Annotated in this window: 16 protein-coding genes; 15 read left to right on the top strand and 1 reads right to left on the bottom strand. The window is 55.1% G+C overall.

The genetic code is table 11. The annotated features are described in order from the left end of the window. Positions 1-17 precede the first annotated feature (17 nt). Positions 18-1,868 (top strand): outer membrane assembly protein AsmA, encoded by a 1,851-nt coding sequence (gene asmA / locus G6Q29_RS04150; RefSeq protein ID WP_165464614.1) that lies wholly within the window; start codon positions 18-20, stop codon positions 1,866-1,868. Between the two features lie 100 nt (positions 1,869-1,968). Here asmA and G6Q29_RS04145 read toward each other — a convergent pair whose 3' ends face one another. Then, positions 1,969-3,552, bottom strand: a complete 1,584-nt coding sequence (locus G6Q29_RS04145) for a TerC family protein (protein WP_165464613.1) — start codon at positions 3,550-3,552, stop codon at positions 1,969-1,971. Between the two features lie 694 nt (positions 3,553-4,246). Between G6Q29_RS04145 and G6Q29_RS04140 the strand changes: the two genes are divergently transcribed. From G6Q29_RS04140 to cpsB, 14 genes are all read left to right on the top strand, one after another. Then, on the top strand, positions 4,247-5,383 hold the full coding sequence (locus G6Q29_RS04140; RefSeq protein WP_003862079.1) for a polysaccharide export protein: 1,137 nt from the start codon (positions 4,247-4,249) through the stop codon (positions 5,381-5,383). A gap of 6 nt (positions 5,384-5,389) precedes the next feature. Beyond that, on the top strand, positions 5,390-5,833 hold the full coding sequence (gene wzb, locus G6Q29_RS04135; protein WP_003862078.1) for a low molecular weight protein-tyrosine-phosphatase Wzb: 444 nt from the start codon (positions 5,390-5,392) through the stop codon (positions 5,831-5,833). A gap of 2 nt (positions 5,834-5,835) precedes the next feature. Continuing rightward, on the top strand, positions 5,836-7,998 hold the full coding sequence (gene wzc / locus G6Q29_RS04130; RefSeq protein ID WP_015572374.1) for a tyrosine-protein kinase Wzc: 2,163 nt from the start codon (positions 5,836-5,838) through the stop codon (positions 7,996-7,998). Between the two features lie 110 nt (positions 7,999-8,108). Then, positions 8,109-8,951 carry a colanic acid biosynthesis glycosyltransferase WcaA gene (gene wcaA / locus G6Q29_RS04125; protein ID WP_006811246.1) on the top strand — a complete coding sequence of 281 codons (843 nt, stop codon included), beginning with the start codon at positions 8,109-8,111 and terminating at the stop codon, positions 8,949-8,951. Next, positions 8,951-9,442 (top strand): colanic acid biosynthesis acetyltransferase WcaB, encoded by a 492-nt coding sequence (gene wcaB / locus G6Q29_RS04120; protein WP_006811245.1) that lies wholly within the window; start codon positions 8,951-8,953, stop codon positions 9,440-9,442. The genes wcaA and wcaB overlap by 1 nt, the downstream gene beginning before the upstream one ends. Continuing rightward, positions 9,439-10,656, top strand: a complete 1,218-nt coding sequence (wcaC, locus tag G6Q29_RS04115; protein WP_165464612.1) for a colanic acid biosynthesis glycosyltransferase WcaC — start codon at positions 9,439-9,441, stop codon at positions 10,654-10,656. Before wcaB ends, wcaC begins: the two co-directional genes overlap by 4 nt. Beyond that, positions 10,631-11,851, top strand: coding sequence for a colanic acid polymerase WcaD (wcaD, locus tag G6Q29_RS04110; protein WP_165464611.1), 1,221 nt, complete (start codon positions 10,631-10,633; stop codon positions 11,849-11,851). Before wcaC ends, wcaD begins: the two co-directional genes overlap by 26 nt. Positions 11,852-11,863: 12 nt before the next feature. Beyond that, the gene (gene wcaE, locus G6Q29_RS04105; protein ID WP_165464610.1) at positions 11,864-12,610 is read left to right on the top strand and encodes a colanic acid biosynthesis glycosyltransferase WcaE; all 747 of its coding nucleotides are present in this window, start codon (positions 11,864-11,866) and stop codon (positions 12,608-12,610) included. 16 nt (positions 12,611-12,626) lie between these two features. After that, a complete protein-coding gene (gene wcaF, locus G6Q29_RS04100; RefSeq protein WP_165464609.1) occupies positions 12,627-13,181 on the top strand; it encodes a colanic acid biosynthesis acetyltransferase WcaF in 555 nt (184 codons plus the stop codon). Between the two features lie 21 nt (positions 13,182-13,202). Further along, the gene (gene gmd / locus G6Q29_RS04095; protein ID WP_003863514.1) at positions 13,203-14,324 is read left to right on the top strand and encodes a GDP-mannose 4,6-dehydratase; all 1,122 of its coding nucleotides are present in this window, start codon (positions 13,203-13,205) and stop codon (positions 14,322-14,324) included. A 2-nt stretch (positions 14,325-14,326) separates the two neighbouring features. After that, positions 14,327-15,292, top strand: coding sequence for a GDP-L-fucose synthase (gene fcl, locus G6Q29_RS04090; RefSeq protein WP_015572377.1), 966 nt, complete (start codon positions 14,327-14,329; stop codon positions 15,290-15,292). A gap of 2 nt (positions 15,293-15,294) precedes the next feature. After that, positions 15,295-15,774 carry a GDP-mannose mannosyl hydrolase gene (locus G6Q29_RS04085; RefSeq protein WP_165464654.1) on the top strand — a complete coding sequence of 160 codons (480 nt, stop codon included), beginning with the start codon at positions 15,295-15,297 and terminating at the stop codon, positions 15,772-15,774. Continuing rightward, positions 15,771-16,994 (top strand): colanic acid biosynthesis fucosyltransferase WcaI, encoded by a 1,224-nt coding sequence (gene wcaI, locus G6Q29_RS04080; RefSeq protein ID WP_165464608.1) that lies wholly within the window; start codon positions 15,771-15,773, stop codon positions 16,992-16,994. Before G6Q29_RS04085 ends, wcaI begins: the two co-directional genes overlap by 4 nt. Positions 16,995-16,997: 3 nt before the next feature. Beyond that, complete coding sequence (gene cpsB / locus G6Q29_RS04075; RefSeq protein ID WP_165464607.1) at positions 16,998-18,434, top strand: mannose-1-phosphate guanyltransferase; 1,437 nt, start codon at positions 16,998-17,000, stop codon at positions 18,432-18,434. Positions 18,435-18,511 lie beyond the last annotated feature (77 nt).

Here is an 18,511-nt window from a genome sequence, read left to right as displayed (position 1 = left end):
AGTTCACTGAGGAAGCCATGAGAAGAGTTCTGACAACGCTGATGATTTTGCTGGTGGTGCTGGTGGCTGGCCTTTCAGCGTTGGTGCTGCTGGTTAACCCGAATGACTTCCGGGCCTATATGGTGCGGCAGGTGGAAGCGCGCAGCGGGTATGAACTCAAGCTGGACGGGCCGCTGCGCTGGCACGTCTGGCCTCAGCTTAGCATTCTCTCCGGACGTATGTCGCTCACCGCGCCGGGCGCCGTGCAGCCGCTGGTCACGGCGGATAACATGCGTCTTGATGTCGCGCTCATCCCGCTGTTATCCCATCAACTTCAGGTAGAACAGGTGATGCTGAAAGGGGCGGTGATTCAGCTTACCCCCCAAACCGAAGCCGTTCGTCAGGCGGATGCTCCGGTCGCACCGCGTGAAAACACCTTGCCTGACGTCCCCTCTGATACCGGCTGGTCGTTCGACATCGGTAATCTGAAAGTTGCTGACAGCGTGCTGGTTTTCCAGCATGAGGACGACGAACAGATCACCGTACGCAATATCAACCTCAGGATGGAGCAGGACGCCAACCATCACGCCACCATGGAGTTCTCGGGGCGGATCAACCGCAATCAGCGCGATCTCAACCTGTCGATGAATGCGAACGTGAATGCGTCGGATTACCCGCACCAGCTGACGGCGGACGTTCAGCAACTCAACTGGCAGCTGACCGGCGCGGATTTACCCACAAAAGGAATAGCCGGGCAGGGGACCATGCAGGCGGTGTGGCATGAAGAGCGCAAACAGCTCGAACTGAACGCGCTCAACCTCCAGGCCAACGACAGTTCCCTGAAGGGACAGGCAAGCGTCACGCTCGATGAGAAACCCAAGTGGGTGCTGGATCTGCAATTCGACAAGCTGAACCTCGAGAACCTGCTGCCGCCCCAACCGGTGAACGCGACCGATGAGGGAGCCACGCAGGTGGGGCAAAGCCAGGTCACGCAGTCGCGTCCGGTGATCTCCTCAAATCTCGATCAGCCTGACTACAACGGCCTGCGCGGATTTACCGCCGACATTCTGCTGAAAGCGAACAGCGTGCGCTGGCGTGGAATTGATTTTACTGACGTCAGCAGCCAGATGTTCAACCACAATGGCCTGCTGGTCATCTCCGAACTCAGCGGAAAAATGGGAGCAGGGAACCTCTCCCTGCCGGGCACGCTGGATGTACGTAAAGACGTTGCCAGCGCCGCGTTCCAGCCGCGTCTGGAAAACGTTGAGATTGGTACCATCCTGAAAGCCTTTAATTACCCTATTGCCCTCACGGGGCAGCTGTCGCTGGCCGGGGATTTTTCCGGCAAGAAGATTGATGCGGACGCTTTCCGCCGTAGCTGGCAGGGGCAGGCGCACGTTGAGCTCAAAGATTCGCGCATGGAAGGGCTGAACTTCCAGCAGCTGGTACAGCAGGCGGTAGAGCGCAGCAGCAGCGTGAAAGCGAATGAAAACTACGACAGCGCAACCCGTCTGGACAGCTTTACCAGCGAGCTTGCCCTCGACAACGGTCAGCTCTCGCTTGACGATATGCAGGGAACTTCATCTCTGCTGGCGCTGACGGGAAACGGCGCGCTGGATCTGGTGAAAGAGACGGCTGATACCCGCTTCAACGTCCGGGTGAAGGCCGGCTGGGAAGGCGAAGGCCAGCTTGTGGAGTTCCTGAAAGAGACGCCGATACCGCTGCGCGTCTACGGAAAATGGCAGGCGCTGAATTACAGTTTGCAGGTCGATCAGATCCTGCGTAAGCATCTTCAGGATGAAGCGAAACGTCGGCTGAATGACTGGGCGGACCGCAATAAAGAGTCTCAGTCAGGTAAGGATGTGAAAAAGCTGCTCGATAAGCTGTGATGCCTGTTGTGCCGGGTGGCACGTGCGGCCTGATGCCCTCTCCCACGGGGAGAGGGAGCAAACACTAAAAACGGCAACGAGGTTGCCGTTTTGCTTTTACCTAAACCTCAAAGTCCATCTCATCTTCACCGCGCAGCGGGATCAGCTGCACCTTCTGCACGCGATGGCTCTCAACCTGCAAGGTTTTGATCAGGTAATCCCCCACCTGAACCTCTTCGCCCGGCTGCGGAATGCGTTGCAGATATTCCATCAGCAAACCGGCGATGGTGTGGTATTCGCGCTTCTCGTCCAGCGGCAGCGGAACGAACTGTACCAGATCTTCCAGCGGCATATGGCCGTTAGCGGTCCAGCTGCCGTCGGCGTTTTTCTGAATATCGTGACGCGCATCGATCTCATCCACCTCATTAGGCAGATTGCCGGCGATGGTTTCCATGACGTCGCTAAGCGTCACCAGCCCTTCCACAGAACCAAACTCATCAACGACAAACGCGAAGTGGGTACGCGCGTTGCGGAACTGCTCCAGGGCGGAGAGCAGCGGCAGCGCTTCCGGGAAGACCAGCGGCTGGCGTACCAGCGCGCGCAGGTTGAGCGGCTCGCCGTGAAGCTGCTGTTGCAGCAGGTCAATCACGTGTACCACGCCCAGCAGCTCTTCTTCCTCTTCACCGCCGGTGACGACCACACGGGTGTGCTGGTTTTTATCCAGCAGGGCACGGATCTGCTCTTCCGGCGCCGTCAGGTCAATATGCTCAATGTCGTGGCGGGAGGTCATGATGCTGCTTACTGAACGCTGATTGAGGTTAAGCACGCGTTCTATCATCCGGCGTTCCTGCGGGTTGAAGATCTGCCCGTCGCTGTGGTCGGCAAGCATCGCAGCGGACTCGGCATCCAGCTCGGCATCCTCTTTTTTGCCGCTCAGCAGGCGCATCACGGTATCTGCGGTGCGTTGGCGCAATGTCTGGTTCGCGGAGAGAAACCGGCGACGGTTGAAAATGGCCAGCTGGTTGAGGAACTCAATAAGCACCGAGAAACCAATGGCGGCGTACAAATAGCCTTTCGGGATATGGAAGCCGAAACCATCCGCCACCAGGCTAAAGCCAATCATTAGCAGGAAGCTCAGACAGAGGATGACAATAGTCGGATGACTGTTCACGAAGCGCGTCAGGGCTTTACTGGCGAGCACCATCAGGGTGATGGCGATGATCACGGCGGCCATCATCACCGCCAGATGGTCAACCATCCCGACGGCAGTAATTACGGAGTCGAGAGAAAAGACGGCATCCAGCACCACTATCTGCGCGACCACCGGCCAGAATTTTGCACCGCGTCGCTGGGTGGGGTTTTCACTGTCTTTTCCCTCCAGTCGCTCATTAAGCTCAACCGTCGCTTTGAACAGCAGGAACAATCCGCCGAAAAGCATGATCAGGTCGCGAGCGCTAAAGCTCAGCCCCTGGATGCTGAATATGGGTTTGGTCAGCGTAACCAGCCACGAAATCGAGGCCAGTAACAACAGACGCATCACCATGGCGAGCAGAAGACCCGTCACGCGGGCGCGGTCGCGTTGCGAAGGGGGTAATTTATCGGCAAGGATGGCGATAAACACCAGGTTATCAATGCCGAGTACTAATTCGATGACGACCAGCGTCACCAGCCCGGCCCAGATTGATGGATCGGCAATCCATTCCATAGTAAATGCAATACCTTCTGTTATATGACTAATGTCACACTTCGATCATGGATAAAGCCGACAAAAATTGCAATGCCGGAGTGAGATTTCTCTTAATGCTACACTCACCAAAAAAAACCTTTTCCGGGCGGTGTAAATAAGTTAATTGCGAAGTTTTAATTACATAAAACGATATTTAGGATATATCGCAATAAGTGCTGTGGCGATCTATTTTGTCAATATAAAGAAAATCCGAAAACATTAAAACTTTGCTCTTAATATTAATCTTAAAAACGAATATTAGGACGGTTGTCTCCTTGCCTGCTATTAGGTTAGCTGCAACAATTCTTCCAGCAACAAATGTTAAATCTCCATGTTGCTATTTTTGTTTCGGTCTTAGGCGAAGGCTATACATTATCAGTCCGCTTTTTGAGGTGATTGATATATTTCGTTAAAGGCCTTATCAAAGAGGGTGTCTAACCATAAGGTATTGTTTAGTCAGTGGATTGGTAACTGAAAGCCAAGGGCGGTAGCGTGCCTGAAAGCGTGTGAATCAGCCTCAATTATTCTGTCAATAGCCAATGGATGAATAAGCTTTTTTTAGGACTGATGCCAGTTATATTGCTAAATGATTAACTGCATTCTGATTGTCACCACGACCCGCGCTTATTTTAATTGCACAGGATAATTACTCTGCCAAAGTGATAAATAATCAATGATGAAATCCAAAATGAAATTGATGCCATTATTGGTGTCTGTGACCTTGATGAGTGGTTGCACGGTCTTTCCCGGCAGCAATATGTCAACAATGGGCAAGGATGTGATTAAACAGCAGGATGCTGATTTTGATCTCGACAAAATGGTGAATGTTTATCCATTAACCCCACGTCTGGTAGAACAATTACGCCCACGTCCAAATGTTGCACAGCCAAATATGTCTCTGGACCAGGAAATTGCTTCTTACCAGTATCGCGTGGGTCCGGGTGACGTCATTAACGTGACCGTCTGGGATCACCCGGAGCTGACCACACCTGCGGGCCAGTACCGCAGCTCAAGCGACACCGGTAACTGGGTACAGTCCGATGGCACCATGTTCTATCCCTACATTGGCAAAGTGCACGTCGCGGGTAAAACCCTTGCTGAGATCCGTAGTGATATTACCGGCCGCCTGGCGCAGTACATTGCTGACCCGCAGGTTGACGTTAATATCGCCGCGTTCCGATCCCAGAAAGCCTATATCTCTGGCCAGGTCAATAAATCCGGCCAGCAGGCGATCACTAACGTCCCGCTCACCGTTCTCGATGCGATCAATGCCGCAGGCGGCTTAACCGACGGCGCTGACTGGCGCAACGTGGTGCTGACCCACAACGGCAAAGAGCAGCGCATTTCGCTTCAGGCGCTGATGCAAAACGGTGACCTGACCCAGAACCGCCTCCTCTATCCGGGAGACATTCTGTACGTGCCGCGCAACGACGATCTGAAAGTGTTCGTGATGGGTGAAGTGAAGAAACAGAGCACCCTCAAGATGGACTTCAGCGGTATGACCCTGACCGAAGCGCTGGGCAATGCGGAAGGCATCGATCTGACCGCCTCCAACGCCAGCGGCATCTTCGTGATCCGTCCTATCAAAGGCGAGAACGCGAAGGGCAAGATTGCCAATATCTACCAGCTGGATATGTCCGATGCGACATCGCTGGTCATGGCAACGTCGTTCCGTCTCCAGCCGTACGATGTGGTCTATGTCACCACCGCGCCGGTTGCCCGCTGGAACCGTCTGATCAACCAGTTGCTGCCTACCATCAGTGGCGTTCGCTACATGACGGATACGGCGAGCGACGTTCATAACTGGTAAGCCGCGATGTTTAACAAAATTCTGGTGGTGTGCGTGGGGAACATTTGCCGTTCCCCCACGGCTGAAAGGCTGTTGAAAAATTACCAGCCTGCGTTAACGGTCGACTCCGCAGGGCTGGGCGCGCTGGTCGGAAAGGGTGCCGACGAACGTGCCGCAAGCGTTGCCCTTGAGCATAACCTCTCACTCGACGGGCACGTTGCCCGTCAGGTCTCTGGCCGGATGTGCCGGGAATACGACCTGATCCTCGCGATGGAAAAACGCCACATTCACGCGCTGTGCGATATCGCACCGGAGATGCGCGGCAAGGTGATGCTGTTTGGTCACTGGGATGGCGAGCGCGAAATTCCCGATCCGTATCGCAAGAGCCGCGAGGCCTTTGAGGCGGTTTACACCTTACTAGACCAGTCTGCCCGTCAGTGGGCGCAGGCACTGAAAGCTCAGCAGGGATAACAATGACAGAAAAAACAAGGCCTTCTGCTGCCCCGACGTCGGGCAGTGATGAAATCGATATCGGTCGCCTGGTCGGGACCGTTATTGAAGCGAAATGGTGGGTGCTGGGTATTACCGCCATTTTTGCCGTGGCGGCGATCGTCTATACGCTGTTCGCAACGCCTATTTACAGCGCCGACGCGCTGGTGCAAATCGAACAAAATACCGGTAACTCGCTGGTTCAGGATATCGGCTCGGCGCTGGCCAACAAGCCGCCGGCATCGGAAGCCGAAATTCAGCTGATCCAGTCGCGCCTGGTACTGGGCAAAACGGTTCACGATCTGGGGCTGGATATTGCGGTCACCAAAAATACCTTCCCGGTGTTTGGCGCAGGCTGGGATCGCCTGATGGGGCGCAGTAACGATACGGTAAAAGTGACCGACTTCGTGATCCCAAAAGGGGCAGGGGACCAAACCTTTACCCTGACCGTGCTGGGGCCAAAACAGTATCAGCTGACCAGCGACGCGGGCTTCAGCGCGCGCGGCGAAGTAGGGCAGATGCTGACCAAAGAGGGCGTCAGCATCAAGGTCAGCGCAATTCAGGCGCATGAGGGCGGGGAGTTTACGGTCACCAAATTCTCGACGCTCGGGATGATCAACAACCTGCAAAACAACCTGACCGTCACCGAAAACGGCAAGGATACCGGCGTTCTGAGCATGACTTTCACCGGTGAAGACAAGGATCAAATCCGCGACATCCTTAATAGCATCACCCGCAACTATCTGGAGCAGAACGTTGAGCGTAAGTCAGCGGAAGCCGCAAAAAGTCTGGCGTTTCTCAGTAAACAGCTGCCGGAGGTGCGCGCCCGTCTGGATGATGCAGAGAATAAGCTGAACGCGTACCGTCAGGACAAGGATTCCGTCGATCTGCCGCTGGAGGCGAAATCGGTTCTCGACTCCATGGTCAATATTGATGCGCAGCTGAACGAGCTGACCTTCAAAGAGGCGGAGATTTCCAAGCTCTATACCAAACGTCATCCGGCGTACCGCACGCTGCTGGAAAAACGTCGTACCCTGGAAGAAGAGAAGGCGAAGCTGAACGATCGCGTGACCGCAATGCCGAAGACGCAGCAGGAAATTGTACGCCTGACGCGTGATGTGGAATCCGGCCAGCAGGTTTACATGCAGCTGCTGAACAAACAGCAGGAGCTGAAAATCACCGAAGCCAGCACCGTCGGCGACGTGCGTATCGTTGACCCGGCGATTACCCAGCCTGGCGTGCTGAAGCCGAAGAAAGCGCTGATTATCCTCGGCAGCATTATTCTCGGCCTGATGCTCTCTATCGTCGGCGTGCTGCTGCGCTCGCTGTTCAACCGCGGTATCGAAAGCCCGCAGGTGCTGGAAGAGAACGGGATCAGCGTGTACGCAAGCATCCCGCTCTCCGAGTGGCAGAAGTCCCGTGACAGCGTCAAAACCGTTAAGGGCGTCAAGCGTTACAAGCAGAGCCAGCTGCTGGCCGTGGGTAACCCGACTGACCTGGCGATTGAAGCGGTGCGCAGCCTGCGTACCAGCCTCCACTTCGCCATGATGCAGGCCAAAAACAACGTCCTGATGATGACCGGCGTTAGCCCGTCAATCGGTAAAACCTTCGTCTGCGCCAACCTGGCGGCGGTGGTGAGCCAGACTAACAAGCGCGTGCTGCTGATCGACTGCGATATGCGTAAGGGCTATACCCACGAGCTGCTGGGCACCAATAACGTTAACGGCCTGTCGGAAATTCTGCTCGGTAAAGGAGAAATCAGCGAGAGCGCCAAGCCGACCTCGATTCCGAAGTTTGACCTGATCCCGCGTGGTCAGGTGCCGCCGAACCCGTCTGAACTGCTGATGAGCGAGCGTTTCACGCAGCTGATTGAGTGGGCAAGCAAAAACTACGACCTGGTGCTGATAGATACCCCGCCAATCCTGGCAGTCACCGACGCCGCCGTGGTAGGGCGTCACGCGGGCACCACGCTGATGGTCGCACGCTATGCGGTGAACACCCTGAAGGAAGTGGAGACCAGCCTGAGCCGCTTTGAGCAGAACGGTATTGAGGTGAAGGGAGTGATCCTGAACTCCATCTTCCGCCGCGCAACCGGGTATCAGGATTACGGCTACTACGAGTACGAATACAAGTCTGACAGTAAATAATAATCCCCCTCATCCTAACCCTCTCCCCAGAGGGGAGAGAGGGCTGCATGGTGCAGCTTTTCTCCCTCTCCCTCCGGGAGAGGGTCGGAGTGAGGGATAAGGGGAAGACCATGAGCACACAACGCCCTTTGATTTCTATCTATATGCCGACATGGAATCGTCAGCAGCTGGCGATCCGCGCGATTAAATCGGTCCTGCGTCAGGATTACGATAACTGGGAACTGATTATCGTGGATGACTGTTCCTCCTCTTATGAACAACTGCAAAAGTTTGTCGAAGACCTGAACGATCCGCGCGTGGTGTACACGCATAACGCCATCAATTCCGGGGCGTGTGCGGTGCGCAACCAGGCGATTATGCAGGCGAAAGGACAGTATCTGACTGGTATCGACGACGATGATGAATGGACGCCAAACCGCCTGTCGATCTTCCTGTCGCACAAGGCGCAGCTGGTGACCCACGCGTTTCTCTATGCCAACGACTACGTCTGTCAGGGCGAGGTTTACTCGCAGCCCGCGAGCCTGCCGCTGTATCCGAAATCACCCTATTCCCGCCGCCTGTTCTACAAGCGCAACATCATCGGTAATCAGGTGTTTACCTGGGCCTGGCGCTTTAAGGAGTGCCTGTTCGATACCGAACTGAAAGCCGCGCAGGATTACGACATCTTTCTGCGGATGGTGGTGGAGTATGGCGAGCCGTGGAAAGTGGAAGAGGCCACGCAGATCCTGCACATCAACCACGGGGAGATGCAAATCACCTCCTCGCCGAAGAAGTTTTCGGGCTACTTCCATTTTTACCGCAAGCACAAGGACAAGTTTGACCGTGCCAGCCGGAAGTATCAGCTCTTTACCCTCTATCAGATCCGCAATAAGCGCATGAACTGGCGCACGCTGCTGACGCTGCTGTCGGTGCGTAACGGCAAGCGTCTGGCTGACGGGCTTCGGGGGAAATAATGTTTCTGGAAGATTGCCGCGCTAACAGCTGGAGCCTGCGCCCGTGCTGCATGGTTCTGGCCTACCGCATTGCGCATTTTTGCTCCGTATGGCGCAAAAAAAATGTGCTGAACAATATCTGGGCCGCGCCGGTGCTGGTGCTGTATCGCATCATCACCGAATGCTTTTTTGGCTATGAAATTCAGGCCGCTGCCACCATCGGCCGCCGCTTTACCATTCATCACGGCTATGCGGTGGTCATCAACAAGTTCGTGGTCGCGGGTGATGATTTCACCATTCGCCACGGGGTGACGATCGGCAACCGCGGGCCGGACAGCCTGGCCTGCCCGGTGATTGGCAATAACGTCGAACTCGGCGCCAACGTGGTGATGATCGGAGAGATTACCGTGGGCAATAACGTGACGATTGGCGCAGGCAGCGTGGTGCTGGACAGCATTCCGGACAACGCGCTGGTGGTGGGTGAGAAAGCCCGCGTGAAGGTGATTAAATGAACATTCTGCAATTTAACGTGCGTCTCGCAGAGGGCGGGGCGGCAGGCGTAGCGCTGGATCTGCATCAGCGCGCGCTGCAAAAAGGATTACAGTCGCGCTTTGTTTACGGTTACGGTAAAGGCGGCAAGAAAAGCGTCAGCCATGATAACTATCCGCAGGTGCTGAAGCAGACGCCACGTCTGACCTCCATCGCCAATATTGCGCTGTTCCGCCTGTTTAACCGCGATCTGTTCGGCAACCTGAATAATCTCTACCGCACCGTTACCCGCACCAGCGGCCCGGTTGTGCTGCACTTCCACGTGCTGCACAGCTACTGGCTGAATCTGGAAGAGGTGGTGGCGTTTTGTGGCAAGGTGAAGGCGCACAAGCCGGACACCCGCTTCGTCTGGACGCTCCACGACCACTGGAGCGTGACCGGACGCTGCGCCTTTACCGACGGCTGCGAAGGCTGGAAAGATAGCTGCCAGAAATGCCCGACGTTAAGCAACTACCCGCCGGTGAAGGTCGATCGCGCGCATCAGCTGGTTGAGGGTAAGCGTCAGCTGTTCCGCGATATGCTCTCGCTCGGCTGCACCTTTATCTCTCCAAGCCAGCACGTGGCGGACGCCTTCAATAGCCTGTATGGAGCAGGACGCTGCAAAATCATTAATAACGGTATCGATGTGGCGACGGAAGCGATCCTGGCTGAACTGACGCCCGAAGCCGTTACCGCCGGCAAGCCGAAAATTGCGGTTGTTGCCCATGACCTGCGCTACGACGGCAAAACTAACCAACAGCTGGTGCGCGCCATGATGGCGCTCGGCGACAGGATTGAACTGCATACTTTCGGCAAATTCTCGCCGTTCGACGGTACTAACGTGGTGAACCACGGGTTTGAAACCGACAAGCGCAAACTGATGAGCGCGCTTAACGGTATGGACGCGCTGGTGTTCAGCTCCCGCGTGGACAACTACCCGCTGATCCTGTGCGAAGCGCTCTCCATCGGCGTGCCGGTGATTGCCACCCACAGCGACGCCGCGCGTGAGGTGCTGGAGAAATCGGGCGGTAAAACCTTCAGTGAAAACGAGGTACTGCCGCTGGTGCAGTTGTCGAAGGCCGATATCGCGCAGGCTGTTTTTGGCACGGACCTGGAATCGTTCCGCAACCGCAGCCGCAGGGCGTACAGTGGACAACAGATGCTGGAGGAGTATGTCTCGTTCTATCAGAATCTGTAGTTATCTGCTGCTGCCGCTGATCTACCTGCTGGTCAACGTCAAGATTGCCCAGCTCGGTGAAAGCTTCCCGATCACTATCGTCACCTTCCTGCCGGTTCTGCTGTTGCTTTACGTGGACAAGCTTAACCTCAAAAAGCTGATGATTGCGCTGGGCGTCGGGTTTGGTCTGACGGCGTTTAACTACATCTTTGGTCAGTCGCTGGATGCCAGCAAATATGTCACCTCCACCATGCTGTTTGTGTATATTGTTATCATTATTGGCATGGTGTGGAGTATTCGCTTTAAAACGATTTCACCGCACAATTATCGGAAAATCCTCAGGTTCTTTTATATTGTCGTCGGGCTAATTGTTATGCTTGCGGCAATGGAGATGGCGCAAATTATTCTCACAGGCGGCAGTAGTCTGATGGAAATAATTTCGAAATATCTTATATACAGTAACAGCTATGTTCTGAACTTTATTAAGTTTGGTGGCAAACGTACCACCGCGCTCTATTTTGAACCGGCGTTTTTTGCTCTGGCATTAATCTCAATTTGGCTCAGCATCAAACAGTTCGGTATCAAAACCCCCAAGACCGATGCTATGATTCTTGCAGGAATCGTTCTGTCAGGGTCATTCTCCGGGGTCATGACGTTTATTCTTTTTTACCTGCTGGAGTGGGCGTTCCAGTACCTGAACAAAGAGGCGATTAAGAAAAAACTGCCGCTGGCGATAATTTCTCTGACGGTATTTTTAGTGGGCGTAATATTTGCGTTTCCGTACATCTCAGAACGTCTGGGTGATTTGGGAACGGAAGGCTCGTCGTCCTATTATCGCATCATTGGTCCACTGGTGATGGTGGGGTATTCCTTAACCCATATTGATGGTGTAGTAAGATTCGGCTCACTTTACGAATATGTTGCATCATTCGGAATCTTTAACGGTGCGGATGTCGGTAAAACCATAGACAATGGTCTGTATCTGTTAATTATTTATTTTTCCTGGTTCGCCGTACTGTTGACGCTGTGGTATCTGTTTAAAGTTTTCAAAATGATGATTAACGCGTTTGGTGATAACCAGAACTTTCGCGTGCAGCTTTATCTGTTTACACCGGTGTCGCTGTTTTTTACCGGGTCAATATTTAGCCCGGAATATGCATTCTTAATTGTTTGTCCGTTTATTTTGCGTAAAGCGCTTAATATTACGAATTCATGACGAGGTGGTCTTATGTTTCTTAGCGTCATTACTGTCGCTTTTCGTAACTACGAAGGGGTGGTAAAAACCTGGCGCTCGCTGCGCAACCTGGCGCGCGATCCGAGCCTCACCTTTGAGTGGATCGTGGTCGATGGCGGCTCGAACGACGGCACGGCGGAGTTCCTGGAAAAACTCAACGGTGAGTTCAACTTACGTTACATCAGCGAGAAAGATAACGGCATTTACGATGCCATGAATAAAGGCATCACCCTGGCGCAGGGGCGTTACGCCATCTTCCTCAACTCCGGCGACGTGTTTCATGAAGATGTGGCGCTGTTTGCCCGCCAGCTGGCGCGGCAGAAAGAAGATGCCATGTTTATTGGTGATGCGCTGCTTGATTTCGGCGAGGGGAAAAAAGTGCTGCGCGGCGCGAAACCTGGCTGGTATATCTACCACAGCCTGCCGGCCAGCCATCAGGCTATTTTCTTCCCAATGAGCGGCCTGAAAAAACAGCCTTACGATTTACGCTATAAAGTGTCATCAGATTATGCCCTGGCCGCCAGCCTGTACAAATCTGGCTACCCGTTCCGTCGAATTAAAGGACTGGTATCTGAATTTTCAATGGGTGGCGTGTCAACCTCGAATAATCTGGAACTGTGCCAGGATGCCAAAAACGTGCAGCGTAAAATATTACGCGTGCCGGGGTTCTGGGCGGAATTATCTTATTTCTTACGTCTGAAAACGACGGGTAAAGCGAAAGCCTTATATAACAAAGCCTGAGATATAAGGAAACGTAATGCAGGAATTAAATGGATTCTCCGTGCCGAAAGGTTTTCGGGGCGGGAACGGTATTAAAGTTCAACTGTGGTGGGCTGTACAGGCAACGTTATTTGCCTGGTCGCCGCAAATACTGTACCGCTGGCGCGCATTTTTACTGCGTCTGTTTGGCGCAAAAATAGGAAAAAACGTAGTCATTCGTCCTTCGGTAAAAATTACTTATCCCTGGAAATTAACGCTTGGGGATTACGCCTGGGTTGGGGATGACGCAGTGTTATATACCCTTGGCGAGATTACGATTGGCGCAAATTCGGTGGTTTCACAGAAGTGTTATTTGTGCACCGGCAGCCACGATTTTATGAGTCAGCATTTTGATATTACCGCTACGCCTGTTGTGATCGGCGAAAAATGCTGGCTGGCAACAGACGTCTTTGTTGCACCTGGTGTTTCTGTTGGCGATGGCACGGTAGTCGGTGCCCGCAGCAGCGTTTTTAAATCGCTACCGGCAAATACAGTTTGCCGTGGCAACCCCGCAGTGGTGATACGCGAACGCGTTGAAACTGAAAAACTTTGATAAGTACAGAGGAATATAAACATGTCTAAAGTCGCTCTCATCACCGGCGTTACCGGACAAGATGGTTCTTACCTGGCAGAATTGCTGCTGGAAAAAGGGTATGAAGTTCACGGTATTAAGCGTCGTGCCTCTTCATTCAATACCGAGCGTGTCGATCACATTTATCAGGATCCGCATGCGGCAAACCCGAAATTCCATCTGCATTACGGCGACCTGACCGATACCTCCAACCTGACCCGCATTCTGCAAGAAGTGCAGCCGGATGAAGTGTACAACCTGGGGGCGATGAGCCACGTTGCGGTTTCTTTCGAGTCACCTGAATACACCGCTGATGTGGATGCGATGGGTACGCTGCGTCTGCTGGAAGCGATTCGCTTCCTTGGTCTTGAGAAGAAAACCCGCTTCTACCAGGCATCTACCTCTGAGCTGTACGGTCTGGTGCAGGAAATTCCGCAGAAAGAGACCACGCCGTTCTACCCGCGTTCTCCGTACGCGGTAGCGAAACTGTACGCTTACTGGATCACCGTGAACTACCGTGAATCCTACGGCATGTACGCCTGTAACGGCATTCTGTTTAACCACGAATCCCCGCGTCGCGGCGAAACCTTCGTGACCCGCAAAATCACCCGCGCGATCGCCAACATCGCTCAGGGCCTGGAGTCTTGCCTGCACCTCGGCAACATGGATTCCCTGCGTGACTGGGGCCATGCGAAAGACTACGTGAAAATGCAGTGGATGATGTTGCAGCAGGAGCAGCCAGAAGACTTCGTGATTGCGACCGGCGTGCAGTACTCCGTACGTCAGTTCGTTGAGATGGCTGCGGCACAGCTGGGCATCAAGCTGCGCTTCGAAGGCACCGGCGTGGAAGAGAAGGGTATCGTTGTTTCCGTGACCGGCCACGACGCACCGGGCGTGAAGCCAGGCGACGTGATTGTCCAGGTTGATCCGCGTTACTTCCGCCCTGCTGAAGTGGAAACCCTGCTGGGCGACCCAACCAAAGCGCACGAGAAACTGGGCTGGAAACCAGAAACCACCCTGCAAGAAATGGTATCCGAGATGGTGGCCAAGGATCTTGAAGCAGCGAAAAAACACTCCCTGCTCAAGTCCCATGGCTACGAGGTTGCCATCGCGCTGGAGTCCTGAGAATGACAAAACAACGTATTTTTGTCGCCGGTCATCGCGGAATGGTGGGTTCCGCGATTGTTCGCCAGCTTGAGCAGCGCGGCGACGTAGAAGTGATTGTTCGCACCCGCGACGAGCTGAACCTGCTTGACAGCAAAGCGGTGCAGGACTTCTTTGCCAGCGAACGTATCGACCAGGTGTATCTGGCGGCGGCGAAGGTGGGCGGCATTGTCGCGAACAACACCTACCCGGCGGATTTCATCTACGAGAACATGATGATTGAGAGCAACATCATTCACGCGGCGCACCTGCACAACGTGAACAAGCTGCTGTTCCTCGGTTCATCCTGTATCTACCCAAAAATGGCGAAGCAGCCGATCGCCGAGAGCGAACTGTTGCAGGGCACGCTTGAAGCCACTAATGAGCCTTATGCGATTGCCAAAATTGCCGGGATCAAGCTGTGTGAATCCTACAACCGTCAGTATAACCGTGACTATCGCTCGGTCATGCCGACCAACCTGTACGGACCGCACGACAACTTCCACCCGAGCAATTCGCACGTGATCCCGGCGCTGCTGCGTCGTTTCCATGAGGCGACTGCCGAAAACGCCCCGGACGTGGTGGTGTGGGGCAGCGGGACGCCAATGCGCGAGTTCCTGCACGTGGACGACATGGCGGCTGCCAGCATTCACGTCATGGAGCTGGATCGCGAGGTGTGGCAGGAAAACACCGAGCCGATGCTGTCGCACATTAACGTCGGGACCGGCGTGGACTGCACCATCCGCGAACTGGCGCAGACCATCGCGCAGGTGGTGGGCTACAAAGGACGCGTGGTGTTTGACGCCACCAAGCCGGACGGCACGCCGCGCAAGCTGCTGGACGTGACCCGTCTGCATCAGCTGGGCTGGTATCACGAGGTCTCACTGGAGCAGGGGCTGGCCAGCACCTACCAGTGGTTCCTGGAAAACCAGCACCGCTTCCGGGGGTAATGATGTTTTTAAGTCAGGAAGATTTTGCCACGGTGGTGCGTTCCACTCCGCTCATCTCAATTGATTTGATCGTGGAGAACGAACGCGGCGAGTTCTTGCTGGGGAAACGAACCAACCGTCCTGCACAGGGCTTCTGGTTCGTGCCCGGCGGGCGCGTGCAGAAGGATGAGACGCTGACCGATGCGTTTGAGCGTCTCACTCTGGCGGAACTGGGCCTGCAACTGCCGATGGCAGCGGGCCAGTTTTACGGGGTCTGGCAGCACTTCTATGACGATAACTTTTCGGGCACCGGGTTCACCACGCACTACATCGTGCTGGGGTTCCGCCTGAAGGTGAGTGAGGCAGACCTGCGTCTGCCTGATGCTCAGCATGACGATTACCGCTGGTTAACGCCAGAGGCGCTGCTGGCAAGCGACAACGTCCATGACAACAGTCGGGCGTACTTCCTTGCGGAACGTCAGGCCGAGGTGCCAGGCCTATGAAAATCCTCGTCTACGGAATTAACTACTCGCCGGAGCTTACCGGAATCGGGAAATATACCGGCGAGATGGTCGAGTGGATGGCGAGCCAGGGACACGACGTGCGGGTGATTACCGCCCCGCCGTATTACCCGGAGTGGAAGGTAGGCGAACGCTATTCCAGCTGGCGCTACCGCCGCGAAGAGGGCGCCGCGACCGTCTGGCGTTGTCCGCTCTACGTGCCGAAACAGCCTTCGACGCTGAAACGTTTAATTCATCTGGGCAGCTTTGCTCTGAGCAGTTTTTTCCCGCTGATGGCGCAGCGTCGCTGGAAGCCGGATCGCATCATCGGCGTGGTGCCGACCCTGTTCTGTACGCCGGGCATGCGCCTGCTGGGAAAACTCTCAGGCGCGCGCACCCTGCTGCACATTCAGGATTATGAAGTGGACGCCATGCTTGGGCTGGGGATGGCCGGGAAAGGCAAAGGCGGCAAAGTAGCGAAGCTCGCCAGCGCCTTTGAGCGCAGCGGCCTGCACAACGTGGATTACGTCTCGACCATCTCGCGCTCGATGATGAACAAGGCTCAGGAGAAGGGCGTCCCGGCGGAGAAGGTGATCTTCTTTCCGAACTGGTCTGAAGTGGCGCGTTTCCGCGAAGTGACAGAACACGATGCGCAGGCGTTACGCGCGCAGCTCGGTTTGCCTGCTGATCAAAAAATCATTCTTTACTCAGGCAACATCGGCGAAAAACAGGGGCTGGAGAGCGTGATAGACGCCGCGCTTCAGCTGAGCGAACACCCGTGGATGTTCGTGATTGTCGGGCAGGGCGGCGGTAAAGCGCGGCTGGAGAAAATGGCCAGCGAGCGCGGACTGACCAACATCCGCTTCTTCCCGCTTCAGTCTTATGACGCGCTGCCCGCGCTGCTGAAAATGGCGGATTGTCATCTGGTGGTGCAAAAACGCGGCGCGGCGGATGCGGTGCTGCCGTCCAAGCTGACCAACATTCTTGCAGTGGGCGGAAACGCGGTGATTACGGCAGAAGCCACAACAGAATTAGGCCAGCTGTGCAACAGCTATCCGGGCATTGCCGTTTGCGTAGAGCCAGAATCGGTTCCTGCGCTGGTAACCGGAATTGAGCAGGCACTCGCCATGCCAAAAGAGAACACGGTGGCACGTGAATATGCCGAACGCACGCTCGAGAAAGAGAACGTGCTGAGCCAATTTATTGCAGATATACGGGGATAAATCATGAGTCAAACCACTTTGTATCCGGTCGTAATGGCGGGTGGATCCGGGAGCCGGTTGTGGCCACTGTCCCGCGTGCTTTATCCAAAACAATTTCTGTGCCTGAAAGGCGACCTCACCATGCTGCAAACGACGGTTAACCGTCTGCACGGCGTAGAGTGCGAAAGCCCGGTGGTGATCTGTAACGAACAGCACCGCTTTATCGTTGCCGAACAGCTGCGCCAGCTAAACAAGCTGACCGAAAATATCATTCTGGAGCCTGCCGGACGCAACACCGCGCCTGCAATCGCCCTGGCGGCACTGGCGGCAAAGCGCAGCAGCCCGGACTGCGATCCGCTGATGCTGGTGCTGGCGGCTGACCACGTTATCCAGCAGGAAGAGGCCTTCCGCGACGCGGTTCGCGCCGCGATTCCTTACGCTGAGAGCGGCAAGCTGGTGACCTTCGGCATCGTGCCGGATCTCCCTGAAACCGGCTATGGCTACATCCGCCGCGGTAGCGTCACGCCTGGTGACGGCGACAGCGTGGCCTTTGACGTGGCGCAGTTTGTCGAAAAACCGAATCTGGAAACCGCGCAGGCCTACGTGGCCAGTGGGGAATACTACTGGAACAGCGGTATGTTCCTGTTCCGCGCCGGTCGCTACCTGGAAGAGCTGGAAAAATACCGTCCGGATATCTTAAGCGCCTGCGAAAAAGCGATGGCGGTGGTCGATCCGGATCTCGATTTTATCCGCGTGGATGAAGAGGCCTTCCTCGCCTGTCCGGAAGAGTCTATTGACTATGCGGTAATGGAGCGTACGGCAGATGCGGTAGTGGTACCGATGGATGCGGGCTGGAGCGACGTCGGCTCCTGGTCGTCACTGTGGGAGATCAGCGCGCATACCCCGGAGGGTAACGTCCATCACGGTGATGTCATCAGCCACAAAACGGAAAACAGCTACGTCTACGCCGAATCGGGCCTCGTCACCACGGTAGGGGTGAAAGATCTGGTGGTCGTGCAGACCAAAGACGCGGTGCTGATTGCCGACCGTAACGCCGTGCAGGACGTTAAAAAAGTGGTTGAGCAGATCAAGGCCGATGGCCGCCACGAACACCATATTCACCGTGAAGTCTACCGCCCGTGGGGCAAATATGACTCCATCGACGCCGGCGAGCGTTACCAGGTGAAACGCATCACCGTGAAGCCTGGAGAAGGGCTGTCTGTGCAGATGCACCATCACCGCGCCGAACACTGGGTGGTGGTGGCGGGAACCGCAAAAGTGACCATCGACGGCGACGTGAAGCTGCTCGGTGAAAATGAGTCCATTTATATTCCGCTGGGCGCCACGCACTGTCTGGAAAACCCGGGGAAAATTCCGCTCGACTTAATTGAGGTGCGTTCCGGCTCCTATCTGGAAGAGGACGACATCATCCGCTTCCAGGATCGCTACGGGCGCGTGTAGCACTCCGCATCCTGCCCGGTGGCGCTGCGCTTACCGGGCCTACGAATGACAAAAATAAATTTGGCCATTACATGGTC

Origin of the sequence: Enterobacter cloacae, from assembly GCF_011078175.1 — a bacterium.
GTDB classification, from domain to species: Bacteria; Pseudomonadota; Gammaproteobacteria; order Enterobacterales; family Enterobacteriaceae; genus Enterobacter; species Enterobacter cloacae_Q.
Note: the sequence above shows the minus strand (reverse complement) of the source record. Positions and strands in the feature narration are given on the sequence as shown.